This window comes from Anaeromassilibacillus sp. 1001302B_160321_C8 (assembly GCF_015554745.1).
GTDB classification, from domain to species: Bacteria; Bacillota; Clostridia; order Oscillospirales; family Acutalibacteraceae; genus Anaeromassilibacillus; species Anaeromassilibacillus stercoravium.
On record NZ_JADNJD010000024.1, the window covers coordinates 1 to 17,773 of the forward strand.

10 protein-coding genes and 1 tRNA gene are annotated in these 17,773 nt (G+C 49.6%); 8 read left to right on the top strand and 3 right to left on the bottom strand.

Annotated features, from left to right (window positions below; translation table 11 throughout):
* Positions 1-112: 112 nt before the first annotated feature.
* Positions 113-189 (top strand) — tRNA-Ile (locus I2E77_RS12670).
* A gap of 156 nt (positions 190-345) precedes the next feature.
* Here I2E77_RS12670 and I2E77_RS12675 read toward each other — a convergent pair.
* Together I2E77_RS12675 and I2E77_RS12680 are read right to left on the bottom strand one after the other, a co-directional pair.
* Positions 346-1,203, bottom strand: a complete 858-nt coding sequence (locus I2E77_RS12675; RefSeq protein WP_140400348.1) for an IS3 family transposase — start codon at positions 1,201-1,203, stop codon at positions 346-348.
* On the bottom strand, positions 1,200-1,484 hold the full coding sequence (locus I2E77_RS12680; protein WP_087233368.1) for a hypothetical protein: 285 nt from the start codon (positions 1,482-1,484) through the stop codon (positions 1,200-1,202). Before I2E77_RS12680 ends, I2E77_RS12675 begins: the two co-directional genes overlap by 4 nt.
* A 441-nt stretch (positions 1,485-1,925) precedes the next feature.
* Here I2E77_RS12680 and I2E77_RS12685 point away from each other — a divergent pair, with 441 nt between their 5' ends.
* Together I2E77_RS12685 and I2E77_RS12690 are read left to right on the top strand one after the other, a co-directional pair.
* Positions 1,926-2,993 (top strand): IS30 family transposase, encoded by a 1,068-nt coding sequence (locus I2E77_RS12685; protein WP_148317763.1) that lies wholly within the window; start codon positions 1,926-1,928, stop codon positions 2,991-2,993.
* A 185-nt stretch (positions 2,994-3,178) separates the two neighbouring features.
* Positions 3,179-10,657: a glycoside hydrolase family 97 catalytic domain-containing protein gene (locus I2E77_RS12690; protein ID WP_195451363.1), complete on the top strand. Its 7,479-nt coding sequence runs from the start codon at positions 3,179-3,181 to the stop codon at positions 10,655-10,657.
* Positions 10,658-10,955: 298 nt separating this feature from the next.
* Here I2E77_RS12690 and I2E77_RS12695 read toward each other — a convergent pair whose 3' ends face one another.
* Positions 10,956-12,548: a peptide ABC transporter substrate-binding protein gene (locus I2E77_RS12695; RefSeq protein ID WP_191362563.1), complete on the bottom strand. Its 1,593-nt coding sequence runs from the start codon at positions 12,546-12,548 to the stop codon at positions 10,956-10,958.
* 279 nt (positions 12,549-12,827) lie between these two features.
* On the opposite strand from I2E77_RS12695, the gene I2E77_RS12700 reads away from it, so the two are divergent.
* The 5 genes from I2E77_RS12700 (at position 12,828) to I2E77_RS12720 (ending at position 17,715) form a co-directional block, all read left to right on the top strand.
* Positions 12,828-14,663 (top strand): sensor histidine kinase, encoded by a 1,836-nt coding sequence (locus I2E77_RS12700; protein WP_191362564.1) that lies wholly within the window; start codon positions 12,828-12,830, stop codon positions 14,661-14,663.
* Positions 14,644-15,462, top strand: a complete 819-nt coding sequence (locus I2E77_RS12705) for a response regulator (RefSeq protein ID WP_087229522.1) — start codon at positions 14,644-14,646, stop codon at positions 15,460-15,462. Before I2E77_RS12700 ends, I2E77_RS12705 begins: the two co-directional genes overlap by 20 nt.
* A 60-nt stretch (positions 15,463-15,522) precedes the next feature.
* Positions 15,523-16,428 carry a helix-turn-helix transcriptional regulator gene (locus tag I2E77_RS12710; RefSeq protein WP_195451364.1) on the top strand — a complete coding sequence of 302 codons (906 nt, stop codon included), beginning with the start codon at positions 15,523-15,525 and terminating at the stop codon, positions 16,426-16,428.
* Positions 16,429-16,525: 97 nt separating this feature from the next.
* A complete protein-coding gene (locus tag I2E77_RS14005) occupies positions 16,526-17,236 on the top strand; it encodes a zinc ribbon domain-containing protein (protein WP_237966390.1) in 711 nt (236 codons plus the stop codon).
* Between the two features lie 62 nt (positions 17,237-17,298).
* Positions 17,299-17,715, top strand: a complete 417-nt coding sequence (locus tag I2E77_RS12720; protein WP_087229609.1) for a secondary thiamine-phosphate synthase enzyme YjbQ — start codon at positions 17,299-17,301, stop codon at positions 17,713-17,715.
* Positions 17,716-17,773 lie beyond the last annotated feature (58 nt).

Sequence of the window (17,773 nt, forward strand, 5' to 3'; positions counted from 1 at the left end):
TGTTAACCGCAGGGTCGTTGGTTCGAGTCCAACAGGGGGAGCCATTTGATGAAGGAACTACTTTTTGTAGTTCCTTTGGTTTATCCGGATATTTTCGTTGAAATGTGAATAGGGGCCATTAGCTCAGTTGGTTAGAGCAACCGGCTCATAACCGGTCGGTCCAAGGTTCGAGTCCTTGATGGCCCACCAACCCTTTCCGAATGTAGGACATTTTGGAAGGGTTTTTGTTTTTATCAATAGTTTTATATAGTTCATTTTGTATGGATGTAGAATGCCCTCCAGAGTTTGAACTGCCCCAATTAGTGCGGACAGTACAAAAAGCCCCTATGTAGGAAATATTTTGTATTAAGTGAAGTGGCGCTGCGTCAGTGGCGCCACTCCTGTTTTTGTCTGGATACGCTCATGATTATAGAAATGAATGTAGCTATCTATCATCTCATTTGCTTCTTGGAAAGAGCGAGGCTTGTGCCGGTAGATGCATTCCGTTTTCAAGATTGAGAAAAAGTTTTCTGCCATCGCATTGTCATAAGGATTACCTTTTCTTGACATTGATGGTGTTATGCCGTAAGATTGAGTTAGCTTGAAATATGCTTGGGATGTATATTGAAAGCCTTGGTCGCTGTGGAGCTGCAACTCCGCAGCGACCCTCTTTTTTTCTTTTTTCATCGCTAACTTTATGGTGTCCAGTACGAGATTGACAGTTTGTCGTGTCGCTGTCTTGTATGCTACAATACTGTTGTCATACAGATCTCGGATCATGGATAGGTAAAGTATACCTTCTTCCGTGTGGATATAGGAAATGTCCGTTACCCATTTTTCATTTGGTTTGGATGCCTGGAAGTTTCGGTTGAGCAGGTTCTTATACTTATGGAGTTGCTGGCCAAGGTTCTGCCATTGTCTCTTTCTGCGTATTTCAGACAGGATTCCATATCTTTTCATTATTTTTAGTATCGTTTTGGGGTCACGGTGGATACCCTGGTTTTCTAGCCAGCGGTGCATCCGTCGGTAACCGTAGGTCTGATGGCAGTGCGCTTGGTGTTGGCGAAGCATGGCTACCACAAGGGCATCCTTTTGAGGCTGCCCTTTCCTTTTGACATAGTCATAATAGCCGCTCCGGGAAACCCCAAAGATCTGACACATAACAGCTACCGGATATTCTGTCTTGTGACGGTAGATAACCTCATATCGATACTTCGGCCTCACATCCTTTCTGTGAGCGAGAGAAAATCCCGCAGCAGTTCATTTTCCATTCTCAGCCGTTTGTTCTCATACTTGTATTCCTGCAACGTCTTTGCAGGTTTCCGCCCTCGTGTTTTTGGAACACATTGAACTGCCTTCTTGCGCTCCCGTTTTAGTAGTGCGTGGACAGGACGGTCGCCTTCGAGTCCCAATGCTTCTGCTACTTCTCTCTGGGTCATTCCATCCTCCAGCATCTGTTGAATCTGTGGCAGCAACATCTGTATCTTTTGATATCTTCTTGCCATATACAACTACCCCCTCACGTAGTCATTATCCTACATGAGGGGGCCTTTTGTCCATTGTCCGTTTTTAACGGTTCGGTTCAAGTTCTGGAGGGCATTTTTTAATGTCTTGATTGGAGGTTAAAATGATTCGTGATAATCATTAAAGAAGATACCATTTTGTCACGATGATGAAGTGTTTACACACGGATTTCTCAGAGTTCGGATACTGCACAGATCGTTTTTTCATATTCTCATCTCTCGTATACTTATTTATTATATAGGATTCTGTTGCGTTAGATTCAAAGAAAAGTGAAAAAGTTTTAATTCAAATTTTTTGATTCAGTATAAATGGTTGATTGCATAATGAAGTTGGACACTTGAGAAAAGAAAATCCATAGTGATTTTACTCGTATGGTAGAATGAAGTTCCCACACCACATTCACCAGAAGGAGCGCAATCACTATGGACTGCACACAGTATATCACAGTTGCCGCAGAACGCAAGAAGGGACAGCATCTCGGGCGAGAAGAAAGAGGAGCTATCCAGTATCTCAAGCGGCATGGGCTTTCAAACAGAGCCATAGCCAGAGAACTTGGCTGTTCCCCCACCACCGTCGGAAACGAGTTGCGCCGAGGCACACCGCCTCGTAAGAGCAACAAAGGCAGACCCCCCGGCTACTCTGCAAAGCGAGGAGAGGCCGTTTACAAGGCAAATAGAGTGCGTTCAAAGCGTAATCACAAGATACTGTCCTGCACTTGCTTTCTGAATTGGACTACAACGCAAGTACGAGTCCATAAGTGGTCTCTGGATGCCTGTGTCGGCTACGCCAGACTGCACGGCTTGTTTGCACCTGAAGAAATGGTCTGCACCCATACCCTCTACAATGAAGTGTGGGCTGGCAAACTCAGCTTGACTGCGACAGAACTGCCGGAGGCTCTGAAACGCAAGCAGCACAAGGCTTCTTTGGCTCGTGAGAACAAGAAGAATTATGGCAACGGTATCTCCGAGCGCCCCGAAATCGCCGCTCTACGCATTGAGGAAGGCCACTGGGAGGGCGATACCGTGGTTGGCAAAAGGGCTGGCAAAGAGGCGGTTGTTCTCTCCCTGTTGGAGAAGAAAACCGAGAACTACATCGCCATGCGCATCCCCGGAAAGGACTCCGCTTCCGTGCTGGATGCTATGCGGCAGCTCAAAGAGGAGTACGGCGACCGCTTCGGCCAGGTATTCAAGACCATTACCGTGGACAACGGCTCCGAGTTCTCCGGCTTTGCTCAGGTTGAGAGCTGGGGCAGCAAAGTATTCTTCGCTCACCCGTACACCTCTTGGGAGCGTCCCCAGAACGAACGTCACAACGGCCTGTTCCGTGCCTTTGTTCCCAAGGGTGCATCCATTGAGGACTACTCCCCAGAGGACATCCTGTATGCTGCTGACGAACTGAACGGACGCCCTCGGAAGAAGCTCGGCTACCGTACCCCCGAGGAACTGTACGAGAAGTTCCTGGATTCTGTCTACGCCGCTTCTGTCAGCTAACTAATTTTTACCGTGCGGGTGTCCAACTTGCACTTGCAATTTGCGATTCAGTATAAATGAATTGTCTTTTATTAAAATATACTGAAAATTTAATGGATTATGGAACACTTTTGGAACACTTCCTCTGCTACAATAACAAATGTACCAACAGGCTTTTGCCTGAAAACAAAGGAGGAGAAGAAAGGATGAAGAAAAAAGCATGGCGATCACTTTTGTCGCTACTTCTGGCATTCACAATGGTATGTTCCATTTGGACGCCTGCATTCGCAAAAAGTGAAGCCACGGAAGAGTGGGATCCTTCCGCAGAGTATGAGCTTCTTACTGTGTTGAAAGACGCAGGCATTGAAGTTTACTCTGGAAACACAAACCCGGGTGCAACCGTAGACCTCTGGTGGAATTACCACGATGACGCGTTGTACTGGAGATTGATTCCGGATAGCGATGGGGAATATTACCGGATTCAACCGAAAAACACCAATGCGACCGTTTTGATGCCAATTGATTCGGCGGCTGTGGAAGGCACAGAGCTGACGGTTGGAAACATCGACGACGCAGACGATTCCCAGTGGTGGAAGATTGTCCCTGCAGAGACAGAGGGCCAGTATAAACTGTTGAATAAGGCTTCGGAAGGAACCGCACCGGTTTATATTGCGCTGGAAGACGATGCGGTGGACGATGGGACCCCGGTTATCTTGTCCGATGGGACGACAGCCTCTAGTTACTGGAATATCAGTAAGGTTGAGGTAGCACCTCCGGAGCCGGTTGACCCGGTTGTAAATGTCTCCGCAGGTAAGACCCTCTTGAACGTGGGCGAAAGCACAACGCTTCAAGCAACCGCGTTGGACGAGTATGAAGAGAGCCTTGCGATCGACGAAATCACCAGCAGCAATCCGGATGTGGTGGAAGTTACGCAGGAAGGCAGCGAGTATACAATTACGGCGAAGGCCAATGGCGTTGCTTCGATCGTTGCTTCGGCGACTTTGAGCGATGGCAGCTCCGTAGAAGGCTATACGCCGATCATCGTAGGAACAGAACCAATAGATGGCGCGATCTATCAATTGACGGCGCCGGCCTCCGAAGTTTCTGCTTTGTTTGCCTATGATGCGGCATATGGAGTGGCATCCTACGCCGCGTTGAATGGCGATTCCGTTGTTGTCTCGACCTCTCCAACTGGTATTGTTACCAGCGAAGGGGACTTCCGCAGTGGCCTCGAATTTGTCGATGTCGAAGAGACCAGCGGGACGGAGGATTATGACCTCTTTGGCGCCAAAGTCAAGCATGTCAATGCTTCGTACAAGCAGATGACCTTTACCTTTGAAAAAGAAGGCGCGTCCTATGCCATCATCCTGCGAGTGTTTGACGATGGCGTAGCGTTCCGCTATAGCATCAATGGCGATGAGAGCACGGATCTGTCGATTTCTTCAGAGCATACGGGCGTTCGCCTGCCGGATGGCGCGTATACCTGGGCGATGAATTACAGCCAGTCCAACGAAGACGTAGAGATTGAGCATCCTTCGATTACGGAGCTCAATTATCGGTATTCGATGCCGTTGCTCTACAAGACAGAAGACGATGTATTTGCTTTGGTGAACGAGGCAGACCTGAATGGTACATATTGCGGTGCACAGATGACCGGTGATGGTACCGGCCTCTTGAACATTGTCTTTACCCCGGAGCAGACGGACGATGTGGAAACCACGCTGCCGTTTGCAAGCCCGTGGCGCTATGTCGTGATCGGAGACTTGCAGACGATTACCAACAATACTTTGGCCGAATCCCTTTCTCCGGAAAGCAAGGTAGAAGATACCAGCTGGATCGAGGCGGGTACAGTTGACTGGACGTGGTTGAACGGCGATCTTCGCCACGATCAGTTGCCGGATGGCGTTACCTTCGAAACTGCCGGCTTGGAGTATTATAAAAAGTATGTTGATTTTGCCGTGGAAATGGGCTGGAAGTATCAGCTTTTGGACGAAGGCTGGCAGCCGCGCGGCAATACAGCGGCCGGTGAACATGAGTACGAAGGTTACTACGATTGGATGCCGGAGCTGATCGACTATGCCGCTGAAAAGGGTGTCGGGCTGATTGTCTGGGCAAGAAAGGCAAACCTGACCGATGATGCATACCGGCAGAAGATGTTTAAAGAATGGGCCGATATGGGCATCAAGGGCATTAAGCCGGACTTCTTTGATTCACAGGATCAGGAGACCATCCAGCTCATCGAAAAGATGATGGAAGAAACAGCAGAATATCATCTGCTCATCAATGTTCACGGTGCGGGCAAGCCGACCGGCGAACGCCGCACTTGGCCGCACGCGATCGCACGTGAGGCGGTCCGCGGTGCAGAAGCCTATGCGGTGGACAATATCGATACCTGGGGCGCCATTATGAATGCCCATCACAATTGTTCGCTGCCGTTTGTACGCGGCGCGGTAGGCCCGATGGACTATACCCCCATGGTCTCTTACGGTGCAAACGACAACCTGACCAACCACAATCCGGGCCGCTTCACGGTCGCGCACATGACGGCGCTGCCGGTAATTTATGAGTGCGGCTTGCAGTGCTTGGCCGATAAGCCGGATGTCTATCGTGCACATCCCGGTTATGAGCATTACTTCAAGAACATGCCGTCCGAATGGGACGAGGGAATCTTGATCGACGGGTATCCGGGCGATTATGTCAATATGGCCCGTCGAAACGGCGACGAGTGGTATCAGGGCATCATTTGCGATGGAAAGCTGGATGCAACCTTCCCGCTCGATTTCCTGGACGACGGCGAATACGTTGCTTATATCTACAAGGATTCCCCAGAAGTTCTGGAGGCAGGCCCCGCTGCCTATGACCAGTTTGGCCGCCACAATCAGGACGGAAGCAACCTAGTGGTCGATGAGGAAACGGTCAACAGCAGCATCGTAGAGGAAATCAAGGTCGTCACGAAAGACGATACACTGACGATTCCGTTGGCAGAGACCGGCGGCGCAGCAATCCACTATGTCCCGAAGGACAAGGTGCAGGAAGAAGTTCCGGCCATCACTGAGGCGAAGTTGATCACGGACCGCCTGATCGAATTGGATTGGAATCAGGACGTGGCGGGCGCCGATGAAAAGGCCAGTTTCCAGGTCATGGTGAATGGACAGGAAGCAGAGCTCAACGACTATGGCTACAATGCCGGCAACGGAGCGCTGTATTTCGATCAGATGACCACTTTGGAGCTGAAAGAGGTTCCTGCAGAAGACGCACAGATCACCGTTCAGGTGGTTGGCAATGTGACGAACGAACTGAATGAAGCTGCGGATACCGAAGAGGTCTATACAGTCGAAGTGGCTCCGTTCTATACGCAGTTTGTCCAGGCGGATTGCGGCATCACCGTGAAGTCCAGCGATGCAGTGGAGCCTTCCACGTTGCAGGCTGCGGCGGACATGGTAGATGTCATGCTTTCCGAACGCTCGGATATTGCGGAGAAGATGATTGAGAATGGTGCAGAGCTGGCTGTATATGGCCAGGGCGAAAGCGCCTATAGCATTCCGGAGCATCGGGCGACGTATGATCCGGATATGTATTATGTAGAAGGTTACGGCGGGATGGTTGGCAATCCGGTTGCCAGCATCTATGATGCAAATGTCCTCCGTCTCCTGCGGCAGGATTCTCCGAATCATTATACCAGCTATGAAAATGAATCCGTATTGGTTCACGAGTTTGGCCACTCCGTCCATCTGCTCGGCGTGGATTCGATCCCGGAACTGAAAGAGGAATTTGATGCGGTTTATGCCTCTGCACAGGCGAAGAACCTTTGGCCGGACAGCTACGCGATTTCGAACAGGGAAGAGTACTTCGCAACATGCACGGCGATCTGGTTCAATGCAATGTCCGAATCGAACGACGGCTCTTGGGATGGCGTGCGCGGCCCGGTCAATACCCGCGAGGAACTCCAAGCATACGACGTCGATATGTATAACTTCCTTGCGAAGATTTATCCGGAGACCGAAGCGGTTTCGGAAGCTTGGGCGAATGTTCCCGATAACTTCCATCCGAGTGATGAACCGCAGCAGCCGACCTGGAACACAGAATCGGACTATAAGATCAAGACCGTGTTGAACGGCAGCTGCATGGAATCCAACAGCAACAATTCCAGTGCAGGCGCGATCATCGACCTGTGGTGGGATTTCGATGGCGAAGCAGAGTACTGGCGTTTGATCCCGGACAGCAACAATGAATACTATATGATTCAGTTGCAATCTGCAACTTCCACCGTATTGATGCCGACCGGTTCCAATGTCGCGGAAGGCGTTGCATTGACCCTCGGCGCTACGGACACGGCAAACGACGCACAGTGGTGGAAGATTGTCCCGGCAGAGCAAGCGGGACAGTATCGCCTGATGAATAAGGCTTCCGAGGAATCCCCGCTCTATATTGCATTGGAAAACGATGCAACAATGGATGGCACGTTGGTCATTTTGGCGAACGACGCAGCGCCCTCTAGCGTATGGACGATCGAAGAGCAGATCCGAAACGAGAACTACCATGAGGCGGACCCGGACGCCATCTATCTGAGTGATCTGGAATGGATCAATGCGGTAGACAGCTGGTTCCTGGTTCGCAAGAATCAGACGGTGAACCAGACGGAGATCTCCTGGAATGAAAACGGCGAAACCGTTATCTATGAAAAGGGCATCGGTACCTTTGCACCGTCCCAGGTGACCTTTGACATCACCGGCCTGCATGCAGAGACCTTTAAGGCGATCGGCTGCTTCCCAGCGGGTAGAGGCAGTTGCGAATTTATCGTTCTAGCGGACGGAGAGCCGATCCTCACAAAGACACTCTCGTACGATGGAAACCAGATTACGCCGGACAACGGCGCTTTGGAAGTGGCCATTCCGGAAGGGACAAAGATTTTGACCCTGTATGCAAACGGCGGCAGCAGCACGACTTGGGCGGATGCCCGTCTCTACTGCGACGAGGAAGCGCAGGAGGATTTGGCCCGCGTCACAGCGAGAACCGAAGAGACCTGGATGCAGGTGGGCGAAACCTCTGCGATCAACGTGACCGGTTATATCGGCCGGGTCGGTTGGGGCGGCCTGCAGAACATCAAGGCGGACCTGACGAATGCAACCATCACCTACAGCAGCAGCGATGAATCCGTTGCCAGAGTAGAGAATGGTGCGATTGTAGCAGTGGCTGACGGTACTGCGACGATCACCTGCAATGTGGAACTGGACGGCGTAACGCAGTCCACGACCCTGGATGTCATCGTTGGAAACGGCACGGAAGATTCTTGGACCGCTGTTTCCCCGGATGGTTCCATCAAGACCCTGTTTACCCTGCGCGACGATGGTTCCGTCGTATTTGCAACCTCCAGAGACGGCAACACCGTGATCGGCACTTCTTCCACCGGCTTGGTCACCAATCTGGGCGATTTCCGCACAGGTTTGACCTTTGTGGACTCCAAGACCGAGACCGTGACGGATTCCTACGATCTGATCGGCGCGAAGAAGAGCCATGTCGATGCGACCGGCACAGAGCTCACGATGAACTTTGAAAAGGACGGCGTCACCTATCGCATTGTCAGCCGCGTCTATGACGATGGCATGGCATTCCAGTATCAGATCGAAGGACAGGACGGCGAGGAACTGACGATTTCTTCGGAGGCGACCGGATTCCTGATGCCGGATGGCTCCGTCGCACAGACGATGGACTTCGATAAGGCAAACGAGGAACGCTACTATCAGAAGGAGATCGAGGAGCTGGAGGGCGGCTATTGCATGCCGTTGCTCTATGAGACCGAGAACGGCGATTGGGCGCTCCTGTCCGAAGCAGCGCTTACCCCGCAGTACAGCGGCGGACAGATCGTTGGCCATGATTCCGGTATGCTGGACGTCGTGTTCTCGCCGGAGCAGTTCAGCGACATCGTCACCACCGCACCGTTTGTATCCCCGTGGCGCTTCATGGTCATCGGCGATCCGGCGGACATTGCGGAAAACACGTTGGCAGAAACCTTGAACCCCGATTGCGCAATCGAAGATACCAGCTGGATCGTACCGGGTGCGGTTGACTGGACCTGGTTGAACGGCGATCTCCGCCACGACAATCTGCCGGAAGGCACTACGTGGGAAGAGACTGCACCGGAGCTGTATAAGCAGTACATCGATTTCGCGGTTGAGATGGGTTGGAAATATCAGCTTCTAGATGAAGGCTGGCAACCGCGCGTGTACAACCGCGGCAACGACCTGTACGACGGTTACTATGACTGGATGCAGGAAGTCCTGGATTATGCAGAAGAGAAGGGTGTTGGCCTGATTGTTTGGGCGAACAAGCGCGACCTGGATACGCCGGAAGAGCGCGAGCGCATCAAGGAATGGGCTGATATGGGCATCAAGGGCATTAAGCCGGACTTCTTTGATTCGCAGAGCCAGGAAATTATCCAGCTGTTGGATATCCTGACCAAGGAAGCAGCAGAGAACCATCTGCTCATCAATATCCACGGCGCTGGCAAGACGACCGGCGAAAGAAGGACCTATCCGAATGCAATCTGCCGCGAGGCTGTTTCCGGCGGTGAGAGCTGTTGGAATGACGCATACTTCGATTGTATGCTTCCGTTCACCCGCTTTGCAGTGGGCGGTGCGGACTTCACCCCGATGGCCTCCTATGGCAACACCTTCGGCAACAAGACCGTAACCCAGGCGCACCTGGTGGCAGAAACCATCATGTTTGAGTGCGGCATCCAGACAATGGCCGATAAGCCGGCTGTCTATCGTGCGCATGTGGCATATGAAAACCTCTTTAAGAATATCCCAACCTCTTGGGAAGACAGCATCCTGTTGGACGGCGACCCGGGCCATTATGTCAATATGGCGCGTACTACAGGCGATGATTGGTATGTAAGCCTTTTGGCAAACGAAGCCCGCACTGCGGCGTTCAACCTGGACTTCCTGGATGACGGCGCGACGTATACCGCATATATCTTCCGCGACAGCGACGACCCGATGAACGACGATACCTCCAAGGCGATCATCACCGAGACGATGACCGTTACAAAGGGCCAGGCGATGTCGATTGACCTGAAGGAGACCGGCGGTGCAGTTGTAAAGCTGGTGAAGACGGCAGATTGGAACGAGCTGAATGCGGCGCTGACAGAGGCAAAGAGCTTGAATTCCAGCAATTACACAGCGGCAAGTTGGAGTGCAGTCGAAGCAGCCATTACAGCAGCAGAGCAGCTTCCGGAAACTGCAGACCAGGCAACCATCGATGCAGCAACGAAGGCGATTAAAGATGCCATTGCAAACCTGGCCAGAAGACCCAGCAACAGTGGCTCCAGCGGTTCCAGTTCGTCGAACAGCGGGAATCCAATGGGTTCCGATGGCGTTGTAGTGGCTGTTGGTACAGGTGCAGCAACTGCTCAGCCCAGAGTGATTTCCGATACAACGATTGATTTCACAGTCAAGAGCGGCAGCGCATACTGTTTCAAGATGACTGTTGTAAATGGCAATAACTTGATGCCGAGCTTTACAGTGGGCAATGGCAATGTACTGAAGACGCAGTTTGTAGCCCAGATCGGAAACGATTACTACTTCCGCGTATGGGCGATTGGCACACCTGGCCAGAGCACAGGCGTTTACACGACCTTGCCGGGCCAGAGCGCCGTCAAGCACTGCACGGTGACGATTGGCTGATTGCTTCCGTAAGATGTTCCTTTGTGGAGCAGAAAGAGAAACCTATTGTGATTTGCTTCCGTAGGGAATGCCGTAGGCGCGAAAAGGCACTGTGTGCCCGCGAAAGACGCCGCGCGTCCGATGAAGCATTGTAATTACCATCCATTCAGCAAATTTAAGGGGCAATCCTGCGGAACATCTTCCGCAGGAAGCCTCTGTCCATTCAGTCAAATAGCAAAACATTTCCCAGTAAAAATGCCTCCTGCCACAGGATTCACTGAGGCAGGAGGCGTTTTTCTTTTGTTGTATAAGATTTTATTTAGGTTGAAAAATCTGCATAGATGTATTGGTATTCCGTATTGATATAATACGTTTGGAAATTTGTAAGCTTTGGATTCTTTAATAGCGCGCTTTGCCGTATTTGCAGGGGAATTAACGCTCCGTCTTCCAGCAAAATGGTTTCCGCCTGCGCCAGGAGGCTCATGCGGCTTTGGGCGTCCATTTGGCTATTGGCTGTTTGAAAGCATTCGTCATATTCTTCGCTCTTATAACTGGCATAGTTATAAGAAGAATCCGATGTCCACAGTTCCAGGTAAGTAGCGGGGTCTGCATATTCCGGAATCCAGCCGGATAGGGACATTTGAAAGTTGTGGGTCTCTTCTAAATCCATATGGGTTTGATAAGGGACTGAGAAAACGTTTATATAAATTCCTAAAACAGATTCCAGTTGTTCTTTGATGATATTCGCTTCCGTTCGGGCCCAATAATCATCCGAAACCAAAAGCTCTAAGCGGATGTCCGACGCTTCTTTAAGCCCCAAGTCTTGAAGGGCGGCATTTAAATAGTCGGTTGCCTTTTGCGCGTCTCCATTGAGAGGGAACGCTTCCAGTGGATATTCTTCACCAAAAGTTTTGTGAGTCCCGGGAAGGATCGGCAGCACATAGCGAGAAATGGCAGTCACATCCTCCGACCCCAAAGCATCCACATAGGCATTCCGGTCAAGTGCATAATTTAATGCCAAACGTAAATTTTTATTGCTGAGCGGACAACTGCCATCCATGTTTAACCGTATAAAATCATTCGCACCATTATAATAGTATTGGATATAAGGGGAGAATGATTCTGGGACATTGGTTGTGCTTGTGGGTAAGACGTCCAGTTCACCATTAAAAAACATGTCGAGCAATTTTGTCCCATTGGTCGATATAATAATGGACACCTGGTCTAGTGGGATGTTATCTGCATCCCAGTAGTTTGGATTTTTTTCCAGAACAATCGAATCATTATGGTTCCATTCTTTCAGCATAAACGGGCCGTTGGAAAGCGTTATATCCACCATAGCAGGATCGCTTTGTGCAGGGATTGGGCTAAAAGTTGGCAAGGTCAATAATTGCAGGAAGTAGGGGGTTGGATTTTCCAGAACAAATTTTAAAATTTTGTCATTGGTCGCTTGAACTCCCAAAGCATCTATCGAAAGCTCTTTCCGGTGGATTTTCGCAGCGTTTTTGATTGGGTACGCCATAAAGGGACGGCTGGAATCTTCTTCCGTCAGCATCCGTTGAATGGCATAGACAAAGTCTTGTGCACGCACGGGCGTCCCATCGCTATAGCATGCATCTCGCAAATAAAAGGTATAGACCAGCCCGTCTGTTGAGATTTCGTAAGAGTTGGCAATCCCATAGAGAAGTTGGTCGCCGTAAGAACGCATCAATCCTTCGTATATATGATAGGCAATGGTTGCTTCAGGAGAGGCATCTACTTTTTGTGGGTCTAATGTGTTGGGCTCTTGAGCCAACGCATACCGCAAGATTTTTGGATGTGTATGATTTTTCGGAGAGGGTTGCGGCGTGCTGCAAGCGGTGAAGCCAACCATAAGGCATATAAGAAGAAAATATATTTTCACCTTTTTCACATATATCACCTGGAATGTATCATAGAAATTTGTATATTTTTTAGCATAGCATAAACGTTTTCTATATACAAGGCACCTACAAGATATAAAAATAAAATTTTGATGGATTTCTCATAGCATGATTTTTCAAAGGAAAATTCATGCGCATGAACTACGTTAGACTAAAATGGGAAGTTCCATTTGAGAAGAGGCACTTGCATGAAAGCTTTGCGAAAAGAAAACAAAAAATATATCTGGGCGGCTTGTCTGTGCTTTATGATAATAGGATTGGTCATCTTTATGGGGATTTGGCAGCCGCTGCATGATCCAGAAATCTCCCGCTTGGAAAACAGTACAGTGGACCTGCAAGGAATTGACTTTGATACGGGGAAACCCATTATATTAAAGGGCGAATGGGAATTTTTTTGGCAAAAATTGTTGGTTACAGATCATTTAAAAGATCAGGAACCGGATGCATTGGTTCAGGTGCCATCTTATTGGACACAGCTGGAACAGGATGGACAGGCCTTGCCAAATGAAGGATATGCCAGTTACCGCATACGGCTTGTCAATTGCCCACCAGAGGCTGACGTGCTTGTAGTGGTCCCCAATCTTCCTTCCGCATACCGGATATTTTTGAATGGGCAGCCGGTTTCTGGAAGCGGGACGGTTTTGAAAAATCCGGAAAACACGGAAGTATTCCCGAGTTATATTGAAATGAACACCTTGCCGCTGCGCTCTTCAGAATGCGAATTGGTCATTGAAGTATCCAGCCATGTTTATCCAGGCCTATGCCTGACGCCCATCTTGATCGACCGCTCTACATACGAACAGGCGGCGGAGCGGGATATCATTTTTAGTTCGCTGCTGTTGGGCATTGCGATTGTGTTTATTATTTTCTATGCAATGGATCGTATGCTGAAACCTAAAAGTGGGTATTCAGTCACCATCCTTTTGGTGATGATTTTATTTTTGCTAAAAAGCTTTTACAGGGGGCCGATCTTTTCTGCGTTTTGCTTTTGGTCACCGATTCCTTATGATTATATGCTTTTCCCCTTCCATGCTGCGGGCGTGGCAGCCTGGGGAATTCTCCTATGTGCGAATCCAAAGCCTTCTGGGGTTCCAAGAAGCAAGAAGAGGATTGTTTGTGTAAACCTATTGGTTCTGGGAGCCTATGCAATCGCTGTAGGGATTGGATTGGCCTTCCACATTACCTGGTGGTGGGCCCTGGTTGATATCCTTCTTGCCCCCATCCTTTTTGTGGGAATGGTAAAACCGATCCTTCAAGATGAACATGCACCAAGTCCTTATTTTTTCCCTTATTACCTCGGATGCCTTTGCGTCTATGCCGGATGCCTTCTGGGGGATATGGCGCTTGGAGGGCTTTTCCCCTTTGACGACAGCTTTGCATTCCAGATAGGGCTGGTGTGTTTGACAATTGCCATTAAATATGTGGACGGAAAAAGGCTGAATGCCATTCAGAATGAAGCGTTGAAGGTTGCGGAAATGCGCGCTGAGTTGCAACAGGCCCAGACCAATTTGGCCTTGCACCAGATACAACCACATTTCTTATACAATGCGCTGTTGGCTATTAAAGTGCTTTGCCGGAAAGACCCGGAGAAAGCAGAGAAAGCGGTGTACGATTTTTCCACCTACCTGCGCGGCAATATGGATTCGATTGAAAGCACGGAACCCATCCTGTTTGAAGAGGAATTGCAAAATATCCGCGCTTATTTAAACATTGAACAGATGCGGTTTGGCGAACGTCTTCATGTGATTTTAGACATTCGGTGCCGGAATTTTATGGTGCCGCCTTTGACGGTACAACCCCTCGTAGAGAATGCTGTGCGGCATGGCATCTGTAAAAAGATTGAGGGAGGGACCGTATCTCTGTGTTCTTACCAAAAAGATGGCTTTGTCTGGATTGAGATTTTAGATGATGGGGTGGGATTTGACGTTGAGCAATTGCAATCCTCTTCTTTTGGTGGAGTTGGGATAAAAAACCTTCGTTACCGTTTAGAGACCTTGCTGAAGGCAAAGCTTGAGATCCAGAGCGAGGTTGGGAAGGGGACTAAACAGGTGATTCAAATTCCAGAACAGGAGGCGCAGCTCTTTGATGAAGACGATGATCGTTGATGATGAGCCGCTTGCAGTAGAAGAATTGGCAGATACTTGCGAACAAATCGAAGATGTGCAGATTGTAGGACGCTTTTTACATGCCGCAGAAGCGTTAAAATATGCGGAAGGGCATCCCGTTGATTTAGCATTCTTGGACATTGAAATGCCGGGAATTCGGGGGTTGGATCTGGCACACCAGCTTCATGCAATCAATGAACGCATTGCGGTTGTATTTGTGACAGGCTATAAACAGTATGCCTTGGACGCTTTTAATGAAGATGCGTATGGCTATATTTTAAAGCCGTTTGAACAGCAGTCTGTGCGCAAAGTTATCGACAAAGTGCGCCGAGTCGTAGGGCCAACAGAAGGGAAAAAAGCCTTTATAAGGACATTTGGCCGGTTTGGATTGTTTGTCGATGACAAGCCTGTAGATTTCAAAAGTAGCAAGGCCAAAGAACTCCTAGCCCTGCTCATCAGTCAAGACGGCGCGCTGGTTGATATGGATTCAATCATTGGGACCCTATGGGAAGATGAGCAGTATGATAGCAAAGTCAAGGCAAAGTATCGAAAGGCTTGCATGTATTTGCGCCAAGCATTGGAAAAGGTTGGCCTTGGTGACGCGCTCATATCCGTCCGCGGGAAGTTGGGAATCAATTGCGAGCGCTTCGACTGCGATTATTTTCGATTGCTTGCCGGCGATGTACAGGCAGCGGCTTCGTTTGCAGGGGCATTTCTGTTCGAATACTCTTGGGCAGAAGAGATGTTGCCCAATGTGCAGCGAATGGCAGAAATGGTTTTAGCCAGAAAGCAATCTTAAGTATGGTGTGAAAGCCTTTTGTACCCGTTTCTAAGCGATGTGTATAGTAGGGAGGACGATATGCAGACAGGCCGCTTGTTTTCCATCCTATATTTGTTGATGGAACATGGGAACATGACTGCCAAACAGCTTGCGGAGCGGTTTGAGGTGTCGCCCCGCACAATTTACCGTGACATTGATCTCCTGTCCGGGGCGGGAATACCAATCTATGCCAGCAAGGGAAAGGGCGGCGGAATCCAGCTCTTATCCCACTTCGTTCTGGACCGTTCGTTGCTTTCTTCCGAAGAGCAGGATGAAATTCTATTCGCCTTGCAAAGCCTACGGGCGGCCAGCATGCAGGGGACACAAGTGCTGTCCCGCTTACATGGGCTTTTTCAGAAGCGTGTAACGGATTGGATAGATGTAGACTTTTCCAGTTGGAATGGCGCCTCAGCGGAGCGGGAGATTTTCGGTATTCTCAAAACAGGGATCTTGGAACAATATGTGTTGGAATTTTCCTATTCCAATACTTTGGGGGAGACCGCCCGGCGCTGTGTGGAACCGATGAAATTGCACTTCCGCAACAGCAGTTGGTATTTGCAGGCTTATTGCCGCACCAGACAGGATTACCGCACCTTTAAAATATCCCGGATGCAGCATGTCTGCCTGACCGGTCAGCACTTTACCCGGGACCAGCATTCATTGCCGGAAATGGAGCTTCCATCCTATGCATCGGGCCATACCGTCCCATTGGTTTTGCAGATTTCCGCAAAGATGGCCTACTGGGTTTATGATGAGTTCCCAGTGGATTGCATCCGGCGGAGGCAGGATGGGACTTTCGTTGTATCCATAGAATATCCGGACGATCCCTGGCTCTGCGGCTATTTATTGTCCTTTGGAGATGCCATGAAGATCCTTTCCCCGCCGGAAATACAGAACCGGATTGCCTGTTTTGCCCATAATATAGCGGACCTTTATGAAAAATAGGGAGGCTTTGTATTTTAATATGACATGCTCTTGTCCTATTTTGTGGTTTATACTGAGGAAACAAAAACGGGAAATCCCCGGGAAAGAAGGAACAGGTATGAACTATGAAATCGTAACATTGCAGAAAAAAAGAATCGCCGGCGTCTCTGTACGTACGAGCAACGCCAGCCCGGACATGCAGCAAAAGATCGGCGAACTTTGGACGCGTTATTTTCGGGAGATCAATGGAAGACTGGCGGGGGGCAAGGGACAAGCTGCCTACGGCCTATATACCAATTACGAAAATGGCGCACAAGGCGATTATGATGCTTTCGTCGGCTGTGAAGTGGATGGTGACCCGGCGCCACAGGAGGGAATCCGGTATGTGACGATCCCAGCCGGTTCCTATGCAAAATTTCAGTTTCATGGCGATGTAACAAAGGATATGGGGATATTTTGGAAACAGGTTTGGCAGGAAAATCTCCCGCGCAAGTTTACTTGTGATTTTGAAGAATATTCTATCGGGATGGGGAATGGCCAACCTACGGATGTGGCGATCTATGTAGCGCTGGCCGACTTTTGTCAGAGCTGCGGTATGCCAATGACAGAAGCTTCCCAGTATGGGACGAATGCGGATGGGACAAGAAATACCGATTATTGCCGTTATTGCTACCAAAATGGCGCTTTTCTAGCGGATTGTACGATGGAACAGATGGTGGATTTTTGTTTGGACGTGGAAAAGGATTCTGGTAGGTATACGGACCGTGCAGAAGCGAAAAGAGCGATGCTGTCTTGGTTCCCGGAACTAAAGAGGTGGAAAGAGAAATAAGGGATTGCGCTTTTCACAGCGGTTGTGGTAAGATGGGAAAAAATATGAAAGGGGCCGGAATGATGAAATCTTATCGGAAAGAGCTGTGGTTCCATGTGCCGGCGCGCAGGGGCTTGGTCAATATCACACCGCAGGTGGAAGAAGCGCTGCGTGAGAGCGGAATTAAAGAGGGGCTGGTTCTGGTAAACGCCATGAATATCACTGCCAGTGTGTTTATCAATGATGATGAGGCAGGACTGCACCATGATTATGAAGTGTGGCTGGAAAAGCTCGCGCCGGAAAAGCCGTATGACCAATATCATCACAATGGGTTTGAAGACAATGCCGACGCCCATCTAAAAAGGACGATTATGGGGCGTGAAGTGGTGGTAGCTGTGACAAACGGTCGGCTGGACTTTGGCACATGGGAGCAGATCTTCTACTTTGAATTCGATGGAAAGCGGGATAAACACGCTTTGATCAAAATCATCGGAGAATAATCTTGTGTGGGGCCGGTTCAGGAGCATCTGGGCCGGCCTGCTTACTTTATAGAGTACA

Coding starts and splice junctions, on each gene's coding strand:
- I2E77_RS12680 (WP_087233368.1), bottom strand. CDS start 1,484: ATGGCAAGAAGATATCAAAAGATACAGATGTTGCTGCCACAGATTCAA.
- I2E77_RS12685 (WP_148317763.1), top strand. CDS start 1,926: ATGGACTGCACACAGTATATCACAGTTGCCGCAGAACGCAAGAAGGGA.
- I2E77_RS12690 (WP_195451363.1), top strand. CDS start 3,179: ATGAAGAAAAAAGCATGGCGATCACTTTTGTCGCTACTTCTGGCATTC.
- I2E77_RS12700 (WP_191362564.1), top strand. CDS start 12,828: ATGGGGATTTGGCAGCCGCTGCATGATCCAGAAATCTCCCGCTTGGAA.
- I2E77_RS12705 (WP_087229522.1), top strand. CDS start 14,644: ATGAAGACGATGATCGTTGATGATGAGCCGCTTGCAGTAGAAGAATTG.
- I2E77_RS12710 (WP_195451364.1), top strand. CDS start 15,523: ATGCAGACAGGCCGCTTGTTTTCCATCCTATATTTGTTGATGGAACAT.
- I2E77_RS14005 (WP_237966390.1), top strand. CDS start 16,526: ATGAACTATGAAATCGTAACATTGCAGAAAAAAAGAATCGCCGGCGTC.
- I2E77_RS12720 (WP_087229609.1), top strand. CDS start 17,299: ATGAAATCTTATCGGAAAGAGCTGTGGTTCCATGTGCCGGCGCGCAGG.